Origin of the sequence: Bacillus sp. Cr_A10 (genome assembly GCF_029222665.1) — a bacterium.
In the GTDB taxonomy this organism is placed as follows: Bacteria; Bacillota; Bacilli; order Bacillales_A; family Planococcaceae; genus Psychrobacillus.
The window spans coordinates 1-22,162 of sequence record NZ_JARHXR010000023.1 but is presented as its reverse complement, the minus strand read 5'-3'; the positions used below and the strand labels follow the sequence as shown (position 1 = coordinate 22,162).

Here is a 22,162-nt window from a genome sequence, read left to right as displayed (position 1 = left end):
TTATAACAACTATTTAATAACAAATCTAGTTTTACTATAACCCTCTTTTAGCTTCTCTACTTCTAAAATTGCAGGTATTGCTGCCTTTAGTTCAGCAACATGTGAAATCACGCCGATCATCCGACCTGATTTTTGTAAATCAATTAATGTATCAATTGCTTTGTTAAGAGATTCTTCGTCTAAGGAGCCAAATCCTTCGTCAATGAACATCGTATCAATTCGAATACTACCTTGGAAGCTTTGGATAATGTCGGCCATGCCTAAAGCCAAGCATAGCGATGCATTGAACTTTTCGCCACCTGATAGCGTCTTTACATCTCTTGTTTGTCCTGTATATGCATCATATACGTCTAATCCAAGCCCACTTTGCTTACCGTGTGTTTCTTGTCTTTCGCTTCTGATCAAGTAATACTGACCACCCGATAAATACTTTAGCCGTTCATTTGCAGCCTGTACAATTTGCTCCAAATATTCAATTAGCACATATCGCTCAAATGAAATTTTAGACTGATTTTGTCCCCTAAGCACATCATATAAGTCTACAATACGTCCTAATTGTTGCTCCAACTTCGTAATCCGAGAGCTTGCGGTGTTAATCTTTTGCTCTATTTCTAGGCCAGCTTTTGCGTATTCCTTCGAACTATTAAGGATATTTAATGCTTCTTCATATGCAATCTTAAGTGTAACTAACTCTTCTTCTAACGGCGCTAGCTCTACTTTTATTTTGTTTGCAAGCTGCTCCCGACTTTCTTTTACTTGTTCCGTAAATGTATGAAGTGCTTGTGCATATGCTTTACACTGATCCCTTAAGATTTGTCTTTCTGATTCAGACATTTTCGCCGCCGTATACAATTCGATTGTCTCAAAGCCAGCCTTAGATAAACCTTCAATCAACTGAACTTTGGCCTTATCTCTTTTTTCTTTTGCTTCATGGAGTGAATTGGAAGCATGTCCTACAGCAAGCTGGGCTTTAGTGAATGCTTCAACCGCAAGTTGTTTCTGATTTTGTATTTGAGCCCAGGAATTTTCTAATTGTTCCTTATACTTGGTTGCTTCCTTTATTTGCTCTGTAAGCTCCTGCAAGTTGGAAATGTATGATGGAATAGATGCTTTTTTGGAATCATACACTGCTTTTGCTTGCTCATACATGCCTTTTTGTTGTTGATAGGTAACTTCGGCATTTATTTTATCTTGCTCTAACTTCTCAACCTTTTGAACACTCGCCTTATAAGGATTTCGTAAAACTGCCAGCTTTTCTTTTTGTTGTCGGAGACTTACAATTTCTAATTCTAGTAGTTCAACATCTTTTGCTAGTTTTGGTGCTTCAGGAATAGTAAGTTGAAGTTCTTCTAACTGCTTCTGCATTTTCAAATAATTTTCTTCAGCAGTTTCTTTTTTTGTACGAACCGTCCAAAACAACGATTCTTGCTTACCTAACTGGTCTTTTAATTTTTGCAATTCATCTTGATTTACAGCTTCATCATGTACTTCTGTACGTGACACTTTATGTTCCGTACTTCCACAAACTGGGCAGGCTTCTCCTTCCACGAGCTTCGATGCAAGCATACTAGCTTGGTTGCTTAACCATTTACTTTCTTCTTCCTTATAAGCTTCTTGCAAATCTAAGAAAAGTTGTTTTTGGATATTTTCCTCTTTTGTTAGGTCCAGAAAAAGTTGTTCACCTTTTATAAAGTCTTGCAACATACTATTATTTGTTTGCAATTTCGTTAGCCGTTGCACTTCATAGTCTAGTGGTTCTACAAGCGCTTCTAGCTTTTCTATTTCTTTTTTAAGCGAAGCGAATACTTCTTTTTCTTCGAGAAATAGATTTGTCATAGCAGTCACTTGACCGCTTAGTTCATTCATACGATTTTGGTAATTAAGTATCTCGTTTCCCTTAGATTCGAGCTCCTCTAACAAAGGCATAAATGAATTTAAACGAATAAGTGCTTCCACACTTTTTTCACGTTCTTCTTTTTTATTTGCTTCTAACGTATACTCAATTTCTACTTGTTTTACGTTTTCTTCTGCTTCCAAAATCTCTAGTTTAGCTAATTCTAATAGCTTCGATTTCTTATCAACTTCTTGCTCTGAGTCCCTAAAGTAAGTTTCCATATGTTCAATAGAACTTGCCCTCTCAGCTGCTTCTAATCGATATTGCTTGTCTGCATACTCTTCTGACTGGTTTTGTAAGTTTTTAAGGCTTTGTTCTTTTGCTTCAAGCTCTACAAATCTATCATTTACTGCTTTTGCTTCGTAGTAATCGTTCTGTTTGTTTACGTGTTTTTCACATGCTTCTCTGTATATCGTCTCGTCTAGTTGAACTTTCTTTTCATAATAGTTGATTTCTTCTTTTAAAGCTTCCACTAGCTGAACAATGTTAAAATTACCCGAATCGATTAGTTGAAAAATGCTTGAATCTCGAGTTGGGAATGAAGCTACGATTTGTTCCGTATAGCTGTTTCGAGCTAATTCTTCTTTTTTCAATTCTGCTTCTGCTAGTAGTTTTTTCTCTTTTAGTTTCTCACTTATCATTTTGTATAGCTCTGTTTTAAAGATTTTACGTAATATAGCTTCCTTGTTTTCTGTTTGGGAAGTAAGTAACTTTCTAAACTCCCCTTGAGGTAGCATAACTATTTGACTGAATTGATCCTGTGTTAGTCCAATAATATCTTCTACCTTTTTATTGATTTCTGACACAATTTGACGGTCAACAACAGGAATTTCACCCGTTTCGTTCACTTCAAAAAATTCGTAGCGTTCACCAGTTGCGCTTTTATTTCCTTTTTTTACATGTGGAAGCTGCCGCAATATCCGATATGTACGTTGATGCATTTCAAATGTTAATTCCACGGAAGTATGTGTATCATCTGTTGCAAAATCACTGCGCATGATTTTCGTATCACGACGATCCTCTCCGCTTCCTAATCCATATAATGCAAAGCATATTCCATCGAATATAGTAGTTTTTCCTGCTCCTGTAGCTCCGGAGATAACAAAAAGATGATTGTTCTGCAGCTCATTAAAATCTATCGTTTCGGTCGATTTATATGGACCAAATGCGGTCATTTTTAGCTGAAGCGGCTTCATACTTTGATCCCCCCTTCACGTTCCTCTATCATTAAGCCTTCTAATATTTCCTTGAATAAGTTTTCTGTTTCATCAGATGGCTCTTTTCCACTTACTTCGGTATAAAAAGATTGAAACAGAGTAAAATCGTCTGTTTTTCGACGACTTACTTGTTCTTTTTCATTCGTGGTATTTGACTTAAATACTTTTCTTTCAACATGCATCGCATTTGGATAAACGGTTCTAATCTGTTCCATTGGAGATAAAATAGGTGTTTCATCGAGTAATTTTACAAATACAAAGTCTTGGCTCACCGGATGATGCAAAATGTCTTGCATATAACCCTCTATTGTTCTCATATCACGATTTGGAACTAGCAAACGTTTTTCTAACGTAACCTTACCTTGTTGGTCTAACTCAACTATAAAATACCCTTTTTTATGGTGTTCCTCTGAAATCGAATATTTTAATGGAGAGCCTGCATATTGTATTGTTTCATTTAATACATAATGGGCTTGATGAAGATGGCCAAGTGCCGTGTAGCAAAAGTTTTTAAAAAGCGCAGCATCCACATATTCAGCTCCTCCAATTGCCAATGGACGTTCTGAATCACTCGTATTCTCTTCTTGCTGCCCACGTGCAGTGACAAATGCATGTCCAACAAACACATGCCTTTTCGTTAAATCTAGCGTTTTATCAATTTCATCTACAATTCTCCTCATAGCTTCCTGATGATTAGTTACCGTGTCATCATCAAATAAATGCCGCACTTGAGAAGGATCAGCATATGGGATTAGATGAAAATGTACTTCTCCATATTCATCATTCAGAATGACAGATTTTAGTTCTTCAGTTAATTGACCTACTATATATAATCCCGAATCTTTCATTAGCTTACTGCCAAAGTTTAGTCGAGATGGACTATCATGATTTCCAGCGATACTTAATACAGGTGTTTTTCGTTTTAGAACTATCTCCGCTAGCAGTTCATCTAGTAAATTTACTGCCTCCATGGGAGGAACCGCCCGATCATATAAATCACCTGAAATTATTACAGCGTCTGGTTTCTCTATATCAATAGCTTCTATCAATTGATGTATAACAAATCGTTGTTCTTCCGTCATATATATACCTTGCACTAATTTGCCTAAATGCCAATCTGCTGTATGAAAAAATTTCAAAAGAAAAACCTCCTCTTCTAAGTCTATTTTAACATCAATAAATAAAAGAAATGTTTGGTAATAATTAAAAACTAATGAAACCGATTACTTGGCATGTTATGATGACATTGGGAGGGATGCTTATGTCATCAGAAGCTTATCAACTTACAGCCATAATTATTTATATGGTAGCAATGCTTGTTATCGGGTGGTATTCTTACAAGAAAACTACCAATTTAACCGATTATATGCTCGGCGGTCGTTCACTCGGTCCAGCTGTAACTGCATTAAGTGCAGGGGCTGCAGATATGTCCGGTTGGTTATTAATGGGATTACCTGGAGCTATTTATCTTTCAGGTATGGGTCAAGCTTGGATTGCAATCGGATTAACGATAGGTGCTTACTTAAACTGGTTATTCGTTGCACCTAGATTACGTGTTTACACACAAGTATCAAATGACTCTATTACAATTCCTAGTTATTTAGAAAGCCGTTTAAAGCAATCTTCACGTTTACTACGTATTGCTTCAGGTCTAATTATTTTATTATTTTTCACGTTTTACGTTTCATCAGGAATGGTATCAGGTGGAGTTTTCTTTGAAAGCTCATTTGGTTTAGATTACCACACTGGTCTTCTAATTGTTTCAGGTGTAACAGTTGCCTATACGTTATTCGGTGGCTTCCTGGCAGTTAGTTATACGGATTTCCTTCAAGGTCTTCTAATGTTCTTAGCATTAATTTCTGTACCTATTGTAGGAGTATTTACAACAGGCGGATTAGGAGAAACAATTGAGTCTATTAAGGCAGTGAACCCTACACATCTAAGTCTTTTCGCAGGAACTACTTTAGTAGGTGGAATTTCCGCAGTTGCTTGGGGTCTTGGTTATTTCGGACAACCCCATATTATTGTTCGATTCATGGCAATTAGCTCTGTTAAAGAAACAAAACAAGCACGTCGTATCGGTATTGGATGGATGATTTTAAGCTTAGGTGGAGCCATTGCTACTGCTTTGGTTGGAGTTGCTTACTATCAACAACATCCAGAACTAAGTTTAGAAAATCCTGAAACTGTTTTCATCGCGCTAGGTCAAATTATATTCCATCCATTTATTGCTGGTATTATGCTTGCAGCTATCTTAGCAGCAGTTATGAGTACTATTTCTTCTCAATTAATCGTTACATCGTCTGCATTAATTGAAGACTTATACAAAGCAGTTATTAAAACGGATGCATCAGACAAAACGTATGTATTATATGGACGTTTGGCAGTACTTGTTGTATCTGTTATTGCATTGGCAATTGGATGGGATCAAAATTCAACCATCTTGAAACTTGTATCATTTGCATGGGCAGGTTTCGGGGCAGCATTTGGTCCAGTTATCCTATTAACTCTTTACTGGAGAAAAATTACTTCAACCGGTGCGTTAGCAAGTATGGTTGTTGGTGCAGTAACTGTAGTAATCTGGGGAACAAATGAGACTCTTTCAAGTGCTTTATATGAAATCGTTCCAGGTTTCGTTTTAGCCTTAATCGTTGCAGTGGTAGTAAGCTTAATGACTTACAAACCAAATGCTGAAATTGATAAAGAATTTGATGAGACAATACGTTTATTGAAACGTGATCGCTAATAATATTAGTAAAAGCTGGCCGAATTTTTTCGGTCAGTTTTTTTTCTTTTCATCCTTCTATATATATTCGCCTATATGACACTTGTCATGTTTATTACTTGACGTTTATGCCTACTCCTAATTGGGTAATTTCCTTATAGTTATGGTAATGATTCTTATTAGGAGGAATACAATGAGCAGAGAAAAAACGCTTGAGCTACGCAAAAATGTTAAGCCATTTGAAAATTCCGAGTTGAAAAAGAGTGTTTTTCAGCTTATAAATACAATCCCACCATTTTTTATCCTTTGGTTTTTAGCTTACCTAAGCCTAGATGTATCTATTTGGTTGACTGTCGCAATTTCAGTTGTCGCTGCAGGTTTTGTTGTTCGTATTTTCATTATTTTTCATGACTGTACACACGGTTCGTTCTTCAAGAATAAGAAAGCAAACAACATTACTGGTACCATCACTGGAATTATCACTTTATTCGCCTATGAGAAATGGAAACGTGAACACAATATACACCATGCTACAAGTGGAAACTTAGATAAACGCGGTGTCGGAGATATATGGATGATGACAGTTGAAGAATATATAGAAGCAACTCTAATGAAACGACTTTCTTATCGTCTATACCGTAATCCAATCGTAATGTTTGGTCTAGGACCTGCATTATTATTCTTAGTTAGCAATCGAGTTAACCGTAAAGATGCTCGTCCTAAAGAACGTAACAACACATATTTGATCAATATTTCCGTCGTTGTTATTTACTCCCTAATGATTTGGTTAATCGGATGGCAAGCATTTGCAATTATCCAAGGTACGATTCTTTTCGTTGCTGGATCACTTGGAATATGGTTATTCTACGTCCAACATCAATTTGAAGATTCTTATTTTGAAGATGAATCAGAATGGGATTATGTAAAAGCTGCAGTTGATGGAAGCTCTTATTACAAATTACCAAAAGTATTACAATGGGTAACTGGAAATATAGGATTCCATCATGTGCATCATCTAAGCCCTCGTGTTCCTAATTACAATTTAGAGATAGCGCATGAATCGACACCACCTTTACAAAAGGCAACTACGATTAATCTACGTACGAGCTTACAATCTATTCGCTTCCGTCTGTACGATGAAGCAAATAAAAACTTTGTCAGCTTTAAAGAAATTAAACACTTACTAAAGAACCCTAAAGCGAACGTTAAATTACATTCCAAAAATGCAAGCTTCGACGGAAAATAATTTACAGGAAAAACCATTCCCAGTTAAAAAGGAATGGTTTTTCCTATATAATAAGAATTATATGGAACCAAAATAGAGGTGTAGCAATTGACAAAATGGTATCAAGTCTTCCCTAAATATCCTTGGTTAAGTATTTATGCTTGGATTGTTTTTTGTATTTTTCCTTTCTTCTTTATTTTTAAGTCATCTAGTCAACTTGAAATAATAATTGGTTTAATACTCACGCTATTATTTTTTATTGTTTATCGGTCATCTTTCACATCGAAGGGCATACTTCTCTATATATGCGTATTTGTAGAAATCGCCATAAGCGTCAGTATGACTTTTTTATATGGATATATTTATTTTTCTATCTTTTTATCTTTTTTTATTGGGAATATTCAACAAAAAGCAAACTTTTTTGTCATTTACAGTATTCATTTAGTAGCAATGATCACAGCAGTTATAATTGGTTTCTTTACACAAATGGAGCTCTTCCTTTCGCACATGCCCTTCCTCATCATCTGTTTAATCGGTGTGATTTTATTGCCATTCAATACATACAATCGAAACAAACGCGAAGTATTAGAAGGTCAGCTGGAGGACGCACAAAAACGTATTTCCCGATATATCATTATTGAAGAAAGAGAACGTATCGCTCGGGATTTACATGATACACTAGGACAAAAACTATCACTTATAGGTTTGAAAAGTGATTTAGCGAGCAGGCTAATCGAAAAAAATCCGGAAGCTGCAAAAAATGAAATTAATGATATTAACCAAACTGCCCGCTCAGTTTTAAAGGAAGTACGAGAACTTGTGACAAATATGCGTGGTACAAAACTTGAAGAGGAACTATTTCGCGTGAAGCAAATTTTACTAGCCGCACAGATCGATTGTAAAGTAAGCGGGACAGCGGAACTAGTGAAAACTCCCCTCCTTGTCGAAAACGTACTAAGTATGTGTCTAAAAGAAGCCGTAACGAATGTTGTGAAACATAGTAATGCTACCTCTTGTTCTATATCTATTAAACAATCTGCAAAAGAAACCTTGCTCAAAATTCATGACAATGGCACTGGTTTGGTTTTGGAAAAGGATTGGTCTAAAGGACATGGATTACGAGGCATTAAAGAACGATTAGAATTTGTAAATGGTAGTTTCGACATTCACACGAAAAATGGAACAACTCTTAATATACGTGTGCCAAATGTGATTCAGCAATCGAGACAGGAGGAATAACAAATGATTCGAATTGTAATTGCAGAAGATCAACGAATGGTTCTTGGTGCCCTTGGTTCACTTCTTGATCTAGAAGAAGATATGGAGGTTGTGGGAAAAGCGAATAATGGAGAGGAAGCTCTTAAGCTAATCCATCAATTGCAGCCTGATATTTGTATCATGGATATTGAAATGCCAGTAAAAAGTGGATTGGATGCTGCAGAAGAATTAAAAGAGGAAAATTGCAAAGTGATTATTTTAACGACTTTTGCAAGATCTGGTTATTTTGAGCGTGCTCGAAAAGCTGGGGTTAGTGGGTATTTGCTTAAAGATAGTCCTAGTGAAGAACTTGCTAATTCTATTCGTACGATTATGGATGGTCGTCGTATATACGCTCCTGAATTAGTAGATATTGCGTTTGAAGAGGATAATCCTTTAACTGAGCGCGAAAGCCAAGTACTTGAATTGATTGCAGATGGGAAAAGCACAAAGGAAATTGCAGGGGAACTATACCTCACTACGGGAACTGTCCGAAACTATATATCTGTTATATTAGATAAATTAGATGTAGGCAACCGAATAGAAGCTATTTCTCGGTTTAAGGAGAAGGGTTGGTTTAAATGAATATAAAACTGCTTAAAGGACAACTTTAAGCAGTTTTTTTATTTTCCTCTCAACTTTTCAAACGTTTGAAGGGTATATATATTGAAGACATTATTTACGGAAGGAGTGAACAATTCATATGCACGAAGATATTATAAGGGAAATAAAAAAAGGAAATAAGGATGCTTTTCGTAGATTATATGATGAGTATGCAAGTTATGCTATTCGTACCGCTAAGGCTATTACACGAAATGATGAACATGCAAAAGATGCTGTACAGGAAGCTTTTATTCGTGTTTACCGTAATATATCTTCTTACGATACTGCACTTTCTTTTAATGCTTGGTTCTACCGCATTTTAGTCAATGAATGCAATCGACTTTTAAATAAAGAAAAGAAAAATAGTCCGATTAACACGGTTCTAAATGAGCACTATACACAACTAATGGAACATTCTAAAGAAAATGTAACGAATTTATACGAGATCATACAAAACATGTCGGACTTATACCGAATACCAATTTTATTAAAATATATAAAAGGCTTTTCTGAAAGAGAAATTGCACAAATTTTAGAGTTGAACCAAAACACGGTTAAATCAAGATTATTTAACGGGAGAAACCTATTAAAGAAACAATTACATTTGACTGAAATGGAGGGAATTTGAATGGATCAAATGGATAAAAGAGCAAAAATAGAAATCCTAAAGCATACTGAGGATAATCAAGATCAATTAAAAGAAGATATTTGGAATAATCTAGACAGAGAGCTATTTCCAGAAAAGAATAGAAAGGATAAACATTTGAAAAAGAAATCTAAGTTTGTTCCTATTACAATTGCCGCTGCAGCTGCCGTAATTCTATTGTTTAGCACTCAAACCAACACAGGTATGGCATTCATTAAACAAATTAAAGACATTTTCGTTCCAGAGAAACAAATAACACAAAGTATTGAAGGAATGGATGAAGAAACAGAAGTCGTTTTACAAGAAGGTAAAGATTCAGAATACGTTATTTATATCGATGAAGAACGATATAAACTTATCCAGGGAGAAACCTCGGATATTATTACGACCAAGGAGCCTTTAGAAGAAAAGTATCCGGAAGTTTCCATGGAAATCAAGCAAATTACGGATAAATCACCTGAGGATATGGTCTCAACTTTAGAAAAGGAATTGGAAGCTGAATATACGAATGTGACTGAAACCGAACGCGTTACAGAACCAATTGAAGGCTTTAAGTTGCATGGAATTAGCGGTTCTGAATGGGACAGTCCCGTTACAAATGTGTATATAGTAGACAATAAAAATGGTGGTAGCTTTGTGATTAGAGAGAAGTATTTCTTAGAAGCTGCGGAAGGTCATGGTGCAAGGTTCTATGCCATGCTTCAGCAATTTGAAATCGTTGAATAAGTTTAATGCCCCCCTCCTTCGGGTAAACAAAGAGTAGATTAATAATTTGAGGAGGAATTTACATGAGTGGATTATCTGACAAATTAAAAGGTACTGTGAACAAAGTTAAAGGTGAAACAAAAGATCAAATTGGAAATGCGACAGATGATAGAAGTTTACAAGCTGATGGTAAATTAGACAAACTGAAAGGTGAAGCTCAGAAAACAGTTGGTGAAGCAAAAGATCGTTATGATCGAGATCGCTTATAGGTTAAATAAGAAAAGCTCTCTGCATTAGCGGAGAGCTTTTTATACTGTAGAAAAACTCGAATTTATTTTTATATAGGATGAATCAGGTTTTCCGAAGCCTAACGCTCGCTTATGTCTGGGCCCCGTTGATTTTCCGTTCCAGGCGGACGCTTTCCGTTGGCATGGCTTCAGCCGCTTCGCTTTCGGTGCAGAAAACATTTGCTATTCCGGCTGGAGTCGCCGCCTTCCACTTCAGTCTACTATTGTATGCTTAAAATTAAGCTTTTCTTATTTCGATATTAATGTGACACTAATAATCTCTGGTGTATTAAATACCCTCACTGGAAAAACACTGTTTCCAAGGCCTCTACTTACAATCATCCTCGTATTATTTTCTTCATATACTCCGGCTGTAAAATGTGGGAACAATCCTTGTCCCGGTGCTGCTAAACCACCTATCCCAGGAATTCGAAACTGACCTCCATGCGCATGTCCCGAGAAAACTATATCCATGTTATGATCTACATAATCTTGAAACGTTTCAGGTCGATGAGAAAGAACTAATGTAAAGGTATCCGATTGTTTAAATTTACTGAGCGCTTCCTTAACAAGAACTCCATTTAACGGGTCTTCAATACCAATTATTCGAACTTGTTCACCGTCTTTTTCAATTGTTTCCTCTTCATTCGTTAATACATTTACTCCTAGCTCCGTCAAAGAGGTTTTAATATTCTCCATGTCATTCGTTGCGATTTCATGATTACCAGTCACATAATAAATAGGTGCAAAAGATGCTATTTGCTCTACTAAATCAAGACTATTTTCTAAATCATATCGATTACTATCTATTAAATCACCAGTTATAAAGATTAAATCTGGTTTGGCGTCCTTCACCTTTTTTACAAGTTTTGTTTGATTTTCACCAAATGTTGCATCGTGCAGATCCGAAATCTGTACAATCTTTAATCCATTAAAGGAAGTAGGTAATTTATCTGATTCTACTACTATCTCTGTAGTTTTTATGTTTTTATTTCCAAAATATAATATAGCTACTAATACTAGTAACAAAACTAACCACTTTTTCATTTAACTTCTCCTAAAATATATATCTTACTCTGGGCTCATAATTCCTACTCGATGACCAATATGGTTTGTTTCCATCAATTCCTTATATGTAAATAAAGCTGTGTCCCCTGTTGTAGTTTGAACTGCTCCAACCGGCAATCGATCTCTTTCAATAATATAAGCATTTGTAGCTGCACCAGTTGGTAAATATGTTGGACAAACTATCGTCCAATCTAACAAGGTTTCTTTTAACATGTCATACACTTTATGATGCTCTTTCGCAGCTATAGTTGATTTTCTCTTTGATTCTGAAGATTGATACCTTAACAATTCAGGGTTCACCCGACTTGATAATATCCCCCCTGTACCAATAGTGACGATTCGATTTATATTTTGTTTCTCCATAATAGAAATGATATGTGCTACTGCTTCTGTTAATACAGTTGTTTGATCAGTACCTAATGCACTTACAACTGAATCAACGCTATCTAAAGTTTTTTCTATATCTGATTTTACTCTTGCATCGCCTTTTATTACAGTTAAATTAGCATGAACCTGGAGCATCTCTGGTTTTCTTACAAGAACTGTCACGTGATGATTATTCTCTAGCAACAAAGAAAGAAGTTCTCCGCCTACACGCCCAGTAGCTCCGAATAATGCTATTTTCATAAGAAACAGCTCCTTTTTTTTATTATAACAAAAAGCATCATTAAATTATGTAAAGATACAAGAAAACTGTACTATTCTTTAGGAATCACTCTAGCCCCATTTACACATCGCAAGAATGCGTCTCCCCATTGGAGCTGAGCTTACTCATCCTAAGGCACAAACGTAAAATACGGCATGTATTCATCTTTTTTGTACCACATCACGACCAATAAACAACAGAGCCTAACAAATAAAAAAGTATCCCACGTTTTGTGTTGGGATACTTTTAAATGTCGAGAATTGTTATTTCCCGGGAAATAGAATTTAATAAGAATTAGCGGTAGAAAAAATTAATGCAAATATAACGCCATAAAAAATAATAATAAGTCCGATGCTAATAGCCATCCAAATTAGAGAGGCGCGTGCGTAGTTACGACGTGGATCTGGATTACCAAACCCCCATATAAATAGCATGACGATGTTTACAATAGGAATAATCATAATTAGCATCGTAAGCAGCCATTCTCCTACGGACATATTAGCCGCTGTTTTTGGGGTAACAGTATTGGAATACCCTTCAGTTTGTTCTGTTTCAACTGGATTCAAAATAAGTCCTCCTTTTCAAATAATATGTACCATTCATGTACATCTTTATTTTACTTGAATACTCATAAGAAAAGTCCTCTTTTTTGTAAAAATTTTTACATTTATTTTAATACATACTCATAGACGTAACAATTCCTATCAGCTTTGAATATTTCTAAAGCCTCTTAACCAGATGCATCTTACTCCATAAATTGATAATTTTCATTATTATTTTCAAGTTCAAGATTTCCCCCTAATGTTGTTTTTTCTCGAAAAGGATGCTGATTCTACTGTAATCGCCAACCACTTCCACTATATATTCACGCAGGTCAGGTTAATACCTTCTAATAATTGCATAGCAAAATCGATGAGGCGAAAAGTGACAAATGCTCCTCTATATCTATAAATAATTATATCTTCGACTTAGAAGCATTCTTTTTCGCAAAATAGATTGCTCCGGCTAAAAGAAAAATAATAGCTATAAAAGTAACAAGTAAACTCCATATAAATGGGGTGTTATCCACATCGCCATTTAATATCATCCCAGCATACATCGGCAGCTTCCATGGTGAAATCGTCCAATAAGCTCCAAGTAAAGAATCGATTAATTGAACAATTAATACAAGTACAAGTGAAACAGTAGAAGCAATCCCTGTGGAAAAAGTTGCACTTGAAAATAAAACAATACTAATTACGAACAAAATCCATACAATATAAGTCCCAAGAAACCCTAAAAATGAACCCATATCGACCGCTCCAAACAGGATATACGTATAATATAAGTTCGTTAACAATCCAAGAATCACACTACTAATAACAAGTATGCTCATCATTACTAATTTACTAAACACATAACTAGAGTACGCAATCGGACGAACATATAAAAGCGTTGCAGACCCGTTTTTTCGCTCCCTTGCAATAATACCTGCAAAACCAAGTGTCAAAACTAGCATTCCAATAAATTGATACTGGCTTACAGTAGACATAACAATTTGCTCTGGTGATAATTGAGGTAACTGAAAAACAGCTCCTTCTGGCATATTCCCAACTGTATTTAAGATTTGAGGTAAATAATAATTCATTAGTGGCTCAGATATGCCAAACAATATAAACACTAGCGGTATCCAAAGGATTTTAAAGTTCCGTACATTTTCACGCCACTCTTTTTGGAATAAAACCGAAAAGTTACTCATCCTTTATTCACCACCTGTAAAAAGATTTCTTCTAAACTAGCAGTTGCTCGTTCAACCTTCGTCAAACTATAATGACTATTTCCAAGTACACGTAATACCTCATTCATTTGTAGTTTAGTATCCTCTCCTATTTCAATAAAAGCAGTTGGACCATCCTGTCTTGCAGGATAAGGTGAAGTATCAATAAATTTTGCTGCCTCTTCAGCGTTTGTGAAATAAATTTTATACTGAGGATTTGCATACTTTTGACGAACCTCTTCCATAGAACCTTGCTCCACTAATTTACCTTTTCGTAAAAATAATAATTGATCGGTCATTTCCTCCGCATCATTTAGGATATGAGTGGAATATAGAATAGTCGTTTTTGCTTGTAATTCTTTTAATAGATTCATAATTTCTCGTCTTCCTATGGGATCTAATGCAGAAACTGGTTCATCTAGTAAAAGCAACGCAGGTTTGTGAACGATTGCTTGTGCTAGACCTAGACGCTGTTTCATCCCACCGGAAAAAGTTCCGGTCTTTTTATTTTTAGCCTCACCTAGACCGACGAATTCCAACGTTTTTTCTGCTTCTGCTTTTGCAATCTTTGTATCCACTCCACTTAACTTTGCAGCCATCTCTATAAATTCAAGTGCTGTTAACCATGAATAAATCTGTGGATATTGAGGAAGAAATCCTATTTCACGTCTTATATCTCCCTTTATTTCTACGTCCAATTCAATGGAACCAGTTGTTTGTTTAAGTAGACCAGCAAGCATCGATAAAGTAGTTGTTTTCCCAGCCCCATTCGGTCCAATTAGAGCAGTTGACGTATTTTTATTCAATGAAAAAGTGACATTGTCTACTGCCTTTTCTTTACCATATTCTTTTGTTAAGCCCTGCATATGAAGTAGTGTATTCATTCATTTCTTCTCCCAACGATAAAGTAGATAATTGATCCAATGATATTACCAAAAACAATAATAATTCCCCATAACCATTTAGGACCGTTCGTATGGGTTACTCGTATTAAGTCAATAATAGCTACTACCATTAAAATAAACTGAAGAATTATTAGTGGTAATACTAGCACCCACGGTATTGATTCGAAATCCATTCCTATTCCTCCTTTGTCTCATTACATCTATTCTACTACATATAGAACAGAAAAGTTTCATAAATTTAAAAATATTTTTAATATGTATTTCCATTTCTTCTAGAGGCAAAGTGTTTACATGGTTATGTTATAATAGAAAGTTGGAAGGTGAATTTAATAATGGAATTAAAAATTAGAAAAGCACGGAAAGAAGATGCACAGGCAACCGTTCCACTGATTATGGAAGCAATAGGTGATATCTCCATGCAAATGACCGGAGAAACGGAAGAAACAGCTATCACAAAGGAATTTGTCCATTTATTTTCTCGGACAGACAATCGACATTCCTATTTGCATACGTATGTCGCAGAAATGGAAGGGAAAGTTGCTGGCGCACTTGTCTTTTATACATCAGAGCAAGCAGTTACACTCGATGCAAATTTAGAGAAATATCTTTCCAATAAGAAAGGTACCTCTATCAAAATAGATCGTGAAACACTACCTGGTGAGTGGTATATAGATACGGTTGTAGTTGACCCAACATATCGCGGTCATGGAATTGGAACAAAACTTTTAACACATGCAGAACAATTAGTGAAAAATGCTAGTGGTGGAAAACTCTCCTTGAACGTAGAAACGGAAAAAGAAGCTGCAATCCGCTTGTATAATCGTCTTGGATTTGTTACTGTATGTCCTTGGACAATTATTGGCGAACCTTTTCATCATATGGTGAAAACGGTCGACGTCGATTAAAGGAGAAGTTTTATGAAATTATGGATTTACCCCTTAATGGTTGTTTTTGCAGCAAGCTGTTATGGGACATTATCAACAATGATCAAACTGGCAATTGGGGATGGTTACACTGCCTCTGAAGCAACATCAAGTCAATATATTATTGGTTTTCTTTTAGCATTCATTATATATATGGTGACACAACGAAAGCTTCCCCGTTTCAATGGTGGCTTTAAAATCGTTTTGTTAGCTGGTATTTTTACTGGACTTACAGGAATTGTTTATGGACAGGCACTTATCTATTTACCAGCTTCTCTTGCAGTAGTTATGCTTTTTCAATTCACTTGGATTGGAACGCTTATTGATTGTATTCTAAGAAGACGGTTACCATCTAGGCCAGAAGTTATTTCCCTTATCATATTATTTGTCGGAACCATTTTGGCTGCTGGTGTAATTGATGTCGATTTAAGTGGTATTGACTGGAAAGGCTGGGTATTTGGATTTGCCGCAGCACTATCATTTTCCCTTAATATGAACGTCAATACAAAGCAAGTGGTAGGTATGAATACAACTACTCGTCTATTGTTCGTTTCTTTTTTTGCAATGATCATGATTACCTTATTCCAAAGTCCTGAAATTATATGGAATGGAAAGCTGTTTACAGAACCACTTATTTTCTATGGACTGGCCCTTGGTTTGCTCGGTATTATTATTCCAATTTATTTATTTGTTATTGCGGTTCCAAAAGTAGGAGGAGCAGTTTCTTCTATTTTAAGCGCAATGGAATTGCCGGTTGCTGTGACTGTTTCAGTAATAGTATTAAGTGAGGCATTATCTTGGATACAAGTTCTCGGCATAGCAATTATTTTAGTTGGTATGTGCATTCCGACACTTGCCGGAATTAGTAGAAATAAAAAACGAAAGTCTGTTTAATATAAAAGCTGAAGCCCATTTTACTATAGGCTCCAGCTTTTTTAGTTCTATTCTTTTTCAATTCTAAATGTAACCAAGACAAATATTGCAAAACTTATTAGTAGCAAAGTTCCACCTACAATATATGCAACTAACGCAAATGTCTCGTTTATATTAAATGGTTGCATGAACTGTAAATACATACCTAATGGTAACCCGATTGCTCCTATAATTGCTGTCCATCCATGCACTGCTACAAGCTTTGGCGATTTAATTTTATATAACTTGTAAAACAATCCATAAACAAATAACGATAGCCACCCAACTAATAAAATATGGGCGTGAATTGGGCGAAGTGCATAGGATCCTGCTCCAGCCATATGAGATCCAAGATAAGCTCCTAGTAATCCAAATAATGCACCAGCTCGTATTAAACGTAGACTCCATTTTTGTTGCATCTCAATTTCCTCCTATTTTTTTCTTGTAATTGTTAACAATGCAGGTAATAATAGCGGTCTTACGATAAAAGTATCGATTAGAACGCCAAACGCTACTACAAAACCAAATACTTTCAGTTCCATTACAGGCTGTGTAATCAATACTGCAAACGTAGCTGCCAAAATTAAACCTGCTGCAGAAATAACGCCTCCAGTTAATTCAACAGATTTTGCAATTGCTTCCTGCTCGCAAAGTAGTTTTCTCTCTTCTTTTAATCTACTCATCAACATAATAGAATAGTCTACTCCTAAAGCTACTAAAAAAACGAAAGAATACAAAGGTATACGATAACTAAACGACGAGTAATTAAATAATAGGTTAAAGATCCATGTGGAGAATCCTAACGATGCTCCAAAAGATAATAATATAGAAACTATTATTAATAGAGATACTCGGATAGATTTTGTTTGAAATGCTAGCATTGCACCTATTAAAACAGTCGTTAATATCATTACCAAACAGGTGTCTCTTCCATTAATGTTACGAATATCGACTTGTTTTGCTGTTTCTCCACTAACCTGAACATTTTGTTCTTTGAACTGATCTCTTATATTTTCTATTTCATCTAAAGCCTCTTTACTATAAGGATTGGCTTTTAATATAACAGAAAACTGTGTATGACCATCAGCCTCTGAAGAAGGTCGTACTTGATCGACTAATGGTCTATCTTCTATCTTTTCTATAATACTCGAAATGGTATTATCATCTGTTGATTTAATTAAAATTGTTGTAGGTGCAATTTCACCTTCTGAAAATGCTTCACCTAGTTTTTTAAAACCTTCTCGCGAAGATAATTCCTTTGGAAAGGATTCCAATAAATCATAGGAATAGACAGTGGTTGTAGCATGCCAAGTCCCTATTCCTACAAGCAAGAGGATAGGGAGTGCAACTCTCCATGGCTTTTGAGTGCTTATGTTACCGGCTAAAATCCAAAGCTTCGATTTCTTGTTTTTCTGTTTCGGCATTTTTACAACAGCAAACAATGCTGGCAAAAGAGTAAGACCTGCTATTAGCATGGTAATTACCGCAATAACAAACACCGGTGCAAAATTACGATATGGTTCATATATGGCAAACGAAAGTGTTGCTACTCCCGCTAAAATAGTTCCACCACTAAATAGAATGGTTTCTCTTGTTCGAGCAAGTGCCACTTTCATATCCTGTTCTTCTTTATACCGTGCGTACAGCAGAAGGGAATAATCCGTTATTACAGCGAATAATAAAATCGTCATAATGGAAAGGGCTTGGTTTTCAATCGTAATTGATGTGAACTTTCCTGTGAGACCAATCAATCTGTCCACGACCCCATACACAATACTAGCCCCAATAAGAGGAATAATCGCAAGTAAGAATGAACGGTAAATTAGGATAAGTAGGATAAAAATAATACCAACTGTCGCTAAAAGTAATATCAAATCAGCCTGTGAGAAAAGTTCTATTGTATCACTTGCTATTCCCGCTGGTCCTGTGTAGTAAATCTTGAACTCGGAAGGAACAATTTGAGATACATTATTTTTAATCTCTTTAACCTCTTCATGAACCTCTTTACTTTCTAAATTTCCTTGTAAAATTAATGGAATGAAAAATGTCTTCTGATCCTCCGATACAAAAGAAGCCCGTTGTTCCAAAGGAATTTGAGAGAACCTCGGCATATTTGAATAATTTTTTTCCATTAATTGTAGAACTTCTTGAATTTCTTCATCAGAAGCTCCTTTTTTATTTTCAAAAACGATGATTAAAGGTAATCCATCACTAGTAGAGAACTTCTCTTTTAGCATTTTATCCGCTTGTATAGACAAAGCTGTCTCTGGAAGTCCAGCATTTTTGGATGAACTCGCCACTTCTTTTCCTGATGGAGCAAGAAAAGAAAGTAATATTACTATTGATAGCCAGGTAGCTATAATGATAAGCCAGTGACTTTTATTTTTCATTTTGCTTCCCCCTTATAAGGGGTACTATACATGGTGAAAATGAACGGAAGATGAACAGAAAATTACAGCTTATTTAATTGAACGGTTACCTTCGTTCCAAATGGCTCTACACTATCAAATAATAAGCGTCCATTATGAGACTGAATCACTTCTTTTACAATGGCAAGGCCAAGTCCACTACCCTCAATTTGTGTAGATCTTGCTATATCATCGCGGTAAAAACGGTCTGTCCATTGATCATAATTAGAATCTTTATTGCCAACTCCAGTATCTTGTATAGTAACAAGTATATGATTTATTGATTCAGTAACTTTAACGTGAATTTCTCCAGGTGAGCGATTATATTTTATTGCATTCGAGATAAGATTCTCCCAAACATACTCCAACATTTCTATATCTCCTGATATTTCTACCTCTTTCAGTTGTAGTTTCAGAAATATATCTTTTTCATCCATCATCCATCTAAACTTTTGTACGACTTGTTTTAATTGGTTATCAAGTCGAAAACTTTCTTTTTTTCTTCGGTGATTCATTTGATCAAATGAAGTAAGTATCAATAATTGCTTCATTACACTTGATAAACGCTTTGCTTCTTTTTGAATAATGGATGTGTATGTTAATAGATCCTTTTCGTTCAGCTTTTCGTTCTCAAGTAATGTAGCATAGCCTTGAATATTTAATAATGGTGTTTGAAAATCATGTGATACTCTTGATATAAATTCTTTCTTATATCGGTCACTTGCTTCCAACTGCTTCACCATATATCGAAAACTTTCTGCTAGTTGTCCAATTTCATCTTTTTGATAAACTGGTATCGGTACTTGAAAATCTTCGTTCGCAATTTTTCTAGTAGCAATGGTCAATTTCGATAAAGGATTAATCATTTTTTTCGCTACTATTAACATAGCAATTACACTGATGACAATCATTGCTGCTGCAAGACCACCTAATAATATATGAATTTCATTAAATAGAAATTTTATATTAGGTCTCTGAAATAATGCATATTTTTTATTGTCATATGTAAATGGAACTCCAACTGTATTTGTTAATTCATTTGAAAAATACCCCGTAATAAAGGTTTCTCTAGGAAACTCCTTCATTCCATGATATATATCTCCCCCTATAACGCTTTTCACTACAGTATCACTTATATCATTTTCTCTGAAATCGCCACCAAAGCTCTTTATATGGCCTTCTTCATTTATAATATATATTTGATACCCACTATCTCCAAAAGCATTTAGAATAGGCTCTAAATCGTTTTGCTCAGTTGTCTCAATCAGCTTCACCATGGATTTTGCAACAAGCACATTCTTCGAATCATTTTCCACTTTTAAATTTTGATGGTAATACGTATTCACAATGATAAAACCTAAAGACCCACTGAGAAACATAATGAGAAGTGTCATCCATACAAACTTACTATATAAGGTTCTCATAAACGCTTGCCCTCTAATTTATATCCGATGCCACGTACTGTAGTGATATGAATATCAGTTTGCAATTTATTTAAACGTTCCCGAATTCGTTTAATATGTACACTTAAAGTCTGTTCGTCGCCTTCAAAATCCATTCCCCATACTGATTCTATTAGTTGATCACGCGTAAACACTTGATTTGGTTTAGTAGCCAGCTTAGAAAGTAACTCAAACTCTTTTAACGGCAATACTAATATGTCTTCACCAACATGCACTTCAAATCGTTTTCGATTGATACATAAATTTCCTACTTGAATATTGGCATCACTCGTTTTATCATATCTTCTCAAAATTGCTCGTATACGAAATAGTAATTCTTTTGGTTCAAAAGGTTTTACTAAATAGTCATCAGAACCAGCCAAATATCCTTTTTCTTTATCCTCTAATCTTCCTTTTGCAGTTAAAAGTAATACAGGAATATCATATTGATCACGTATTTGCTTCGTTAAAGTTAATCCATCCATAATGGGCATCATAACATCTACAATTGCAAGATCAGGAGTTATATTTTCTATTAATGCTAATCCTTCTTTCCCGTTAGTTGCTTTGATTACTTGGTATCCCGTTTGAGACAAATAAATAGATATTAAATCTAACGTATGCACATCATCATCTACTGCTAGTATTACTACCAAACTGAACCCCCCTATTAGTTTTTATTGTGTCTGTTTCTAGCCGATTCGGCAAGTATAAGCCCACTTAAGAACACAATAGAGGGAAAATATTATCTCGCTGAATACCATAGCAGCCATTTCTCACTCTTAAGCAACATAATACACAAAAAATTGGTCACCGATTACTCGGTGACCAATTTTTTATTGAGAATTTTAGTAAAAATATGGATAAGGGAGACTAGTTTGTCTGCTAGAGCAACCAAATGAGTTGTATAAGCGACTAAGGAGACTCCAAAAGCGATCAATTAGCCCTTGAAAGCGACCATTTCTCAAAATAAAGAGTTAACTTTCTCTGAGATGACACATTTTTTCTTTGTCCTACGTTATGAGACTCTCTTTTTTGCAAGTATCTACAATTCTTTGCCTTCAATTCTTTGCCTTCGGCTTTTTTTCTAGTACAAAAGAAAAAAGCCGCCACCGATTGCTCGGTAACGACTTTTCTAATGCCCAGCGACGTCCTACTCTCACAGGGGGAGACCCCCAACTACCATCGGCGCTGAAGAGCTTAACTTCCGTGTTCGGGCTGCGAAAGCAGATGAACGGCAGATTTCTTCGTCAGCAGCGGTCGTTCGATTCTCGCGTATATCATACGCTGCGAGCCTCTCTCCCTTGCTTCCTTGAACTCTTTGTTCCTCTACTTTCTCGCTAGTTTATCTACAATTCTTCCCTTCGGCTTTTTTAGTACAAAAGAAAAAAGCCACCACCGATTACTCGGTAACGACTTTTCTAATGCCCAGCGACGTCCTACTCTCACAGGGGGAGACCCCCAACTACCATCGGCGCTGAAGAGCTTAACTTCCGTGTTCGGTATGGGAACGGGTGTGACCTCTTCGCCATCATCACTAGAC

21 protein-coding genes and 2 rRNA genes are annotated in these 22,162 nt (G+C 35.7%); 9 read left to right on the top strand and 14 right to left on the bottom strand.

All coding sequences use genetic code 11. The features are described from left to right. Window positions 1-9 precede the first annotated feature (9 nt). Entirely contained in the window at window positions 10-3,090 is a 3,081-nt protein-coding gene (locus P2Q73_RS19190) for an AAA family ATPase (protein WP_275790160.1), read from the bottom strand. Further along, window positions 3,087-4,250 carry an exonuclease SbcCD subunit D gene (locus tag P2Q73_RS19185; RefSeq protein WP_275790157.1) on the bottom strand — a complete coding sequence of 388 codons (1,164 nt, stop codon included), beginning with the start codon at window positions 4,248-4,250 and terminating at the stop codon, window positions 3,087-3,089. The genes P2Q73_RS19190 and P2Q73_RS19185 overlap by 4 nt, the downstream gene beginning before the upstream one ends. A 122-nt stretch (window positions 4,251-4,372) precedes the next feature. Between P2Q73_RS19185 and putP the strand changes: the two genes are divergently transcribed. From putP to P2Q73_RS19150, 7 genes are all read left to right on the top strand, one after another. Further along, entirely contained in the window at window positions 4,373-5,857 is a 1,485-nt protein-coding gene (gene putP, locus P2Q73_RS19180) for a sodium/proline symporter PutP (protein WP_275790154.1), read from the top strand. Between the two features lie 172 nt (window positions 5,858-6,029). After that, the gene (gene desA, locus P2Q73_RS19175; RefSeq protein ID WP_275790151.1) at window positions 6,030-7,082 is read left to right on the top strand and encodes a Delta(5) desaturase DesA; all 1,053 of its coding nucleotides are present in this window, start codon (window positions 6,030-6,032) and stop codon (window positions 7,080-7,082) included. Window positions 7,083-7,169: 87 nt separating this feature from the next. After that, a complete protein-coding gene (locus tag P2Q73_RS19170; RefSeq protein WP_056829021.1) occupies window positions 7,170-8,300 on the top strand; it encodes a sensor histidine kinase in 1,131 nt (376 codons plus the stop codon). A gap of 3 nt (window positions 8,301-8,303) precedes the next feature. Beyond that, complete coding sequence (locus P2Q73_RS19165) at window positions 8,304-8,903, top strand: response regulator transcription factor (RefSeq protein ID WP_056829025.1); 600 nt, start codon at window positions 8,304-8,306, stop codon at window positions 8,901-8,903. Window positions 8,904-9,021: 118 nt separating this feature from the next. Further along, on the top strand, window positions 9,022-9,549 hold the full coding sequence (locus P2Q73_RS19160; RefSeq protein ID WP_275790147.1) for an RNA polymerase sigma factor: 528 nt from the start codon (window positions 9,022-9,024) through the stop codon (window positions 9,547-9,549). Next, window positions 9,550-10,293: a hypothetical protein gene (locus P2Q73_RS19155; protein WP_275790144.1), complete on the top strand. Its 744-nt coding sequence runs from the start codon at window positions 9,550-9,552 to the stop codon at window positions 10,291-10,293. A gap of 62 nt (window positions 10,294-10,355) precedes the next feature. Continuing rightward, the gene (locus P2Q73_RS19150; RefSeq protein WP_053591048.1) at window positions 10,356-10,541 is read left to right on the top strand and encodes a CsbD family protein; all 186 of its coding nucleotides are present in this window, start codon (window positions 10,356-10,358) and stop codon (window positions 10,539-10,541) included. Between the two features lie 267 nt (window positions 10,542-10,808). Here P2Q73_RS19150 and P2Q73_RS19145 read toward each other — a convergent pair whose 3' ends face one another. The 6 genes from P2Q73_RS19145 to P2Q73_RS19120 form a co-directional block, all read right to left on the bottom strand. After that, a complete protein-coding gene (locus tag P2Q73_RS19145; RefSeq protein ID WP_275790142.1) occupies window positions 10,809-11,606 on the bottom strand; it encodes a metallophosphoesterase in 798 nt (265 codons plus the stop codon). Window positions 11,607-11,630: 24 nt separating this feature from the next. Continuing rightward, the gene (locus tag P2Q73_RS19140; protein WP_056829033.1) at window positions 11,631-12,254 is read right to left on the bottom strand and encodes an NAD(P)-dependent oxidoreductase; all 624 of its coding nucleotides are present in this window, start codon (window positions 12,252-12,254) and stop codon (window positions 11,631-11,633) included. Between the two features lie 303 nt (window positions 12,255-12,557). Then, window positions 12,558-12,839, bottom strand: a complete 282-nt coding sequence (locus P2Q73_RS19135) for a hypothetical protein (RefSeq protein WP_231687479.1) — start codon at window positions 12,837-12,839, stop codon at window positions 12,558-12,560. A gap of 389 nt (window positions 12,840-13,228) precedes the next feature. Beyond that, window positions 13,229-14,011, bottom strand: a complete 783-nt coding sequence (locus P2Q73_RS19130; protein WP_275790139.1) for an ABC transporter permease — start codon at window positions 14,009-14,011, stop codon at window positions 13,229-13,231. Beyond that, on the bottom strand, window positions 14,008-14,913 hold the full coding sequence (locus P2Q73_RS19125; protein ID WP_275790138.1) for an ABC transporter ATP-binding protein: 906 nt from the start codon (window positions 14,911-14,913) through the stop codon (window positions 14,008-14,010). Before P2Q73_RS19125 ends, P2Q73_RS19130 begins: the two co-directional genes overlap by 4 nt. Beyond that, entirely contained in the window at window positions 14,910-15,107 is a 198-nt protein-coding gene (locus P2Q73_RS19120; protein ID WP_053591053.1) for a PLDc N-terminal domain-containing protein, read from the bottom strand. The genes P2Q73_RS19125 and P2Q73_RS19120 overlap by 4 nt, the downstream gene beginning before the upstream one ends. A 159-nt stretch (window positions 15,108-15,266) precedes the next feature. Here P2Q73_RS19120 and P2Q73_RS19115 point away from each other — a divergent pair, with 159 nt between their 5' ends. Continuing rightward, window positions 15,267-15,839: a GNAT family N-acetyltransferase gene (locus P2Q73_RS19115; protein ID WP_056829039.1), complete on the top strand. Its 573-nt coding sequence runs from the start codon at window positions 15,267-15,269 to the stop codon at window positions 15,837-15,839. 12 nt (window positions 15,840-15,851) lie between these two features. After that, a complete protein-coding gene (locus P2Q73_RS19110) occupies window positions 15,852-16,751 on the top strand; it encodes an EamA family transporter (protein WP_053591055.1) in 900 nt (299 codons plus the stop codon). 47 nt (window positions 16,752-16,798) lie between these two features. Here the strand turns inward: P2Q73_RS19110 and P2Q73_RS19105 are convergent, their stop codons facing one another. The 6 genes from P2Q73_RS19105 to rrf (P2Q73_RS19085) all read right to left on the bottom strand — a co-directional run bounded on the left by P2Q73_RS19105 (window position 16,799) and on the right by rrf (P2Q73_RS19085) (window position 22,161). Further along, the gene (locus tag P2Q73_RS19105) at window positions 16,799-17,188 is read right to left on the bottom strand and encodes a hypothetical protein (protein ID WP_056829042.1); all 390 of its coding nucleotides are present in this window, start codon (window positions 17,186-17,188) and stop codon (window positions 16,799-16,801) included. A gap of 12 nt (window positions 17,189-17,200) precedes the next feature. Continuing rightward, complete coding sequence (locus P2Q73_RS19100; protein WP_275790135.1) at window positions 17,201-19,159, bottom strand: MMPL family transporter; 1,959 nt, start codon at window positions 19,157-19,159, stop codon at window positions 17,201-17,203. Between the two features lie 62 nt (window positions 19,160-19,221). After that, window positions 19,222-20,601, bottom strand: coding sequence for a sensor histidine kinase (locus tag P2Q73_RS19095; protein WP_275790133.1), 1,380 nt, complete (start codon window positions 20,599-20,601; stop codon window positions 19,222-19,224). After that, the gene (locus tag P2Q73_RS19090) at window positions 20,598-21,275 is read right to left on the bottom strand and encodes a response regulator transcription factor (protein ID WP_056829048.1); all 678 of its coding nucleotides are present in this window, start codon (window positions 21,273-21,275) and stop codon (window positions 20,598-20,600) included. The genes P2Q73_RS19095 and P2Q73_RS19090 overlap by 4 nt, the downstream gene beginning before the upstream one ends. Window positions 21,276-21,759: 484 nt before the next feature. Next, window positions 21,760-21,887 (bottom strand): 5S ribosomal RNA (rrf, locus tag P2Q73_RS20485). Between the two features lie 158 nt (window positions 21,888-22,045). After that, window positions 22,046-22,161 (bottom strand): 5S ribosomal RNA (rrf, locus tag P2Q73_RS19085). Window position 22,162 lies beyond the last annotated feature (1 nt).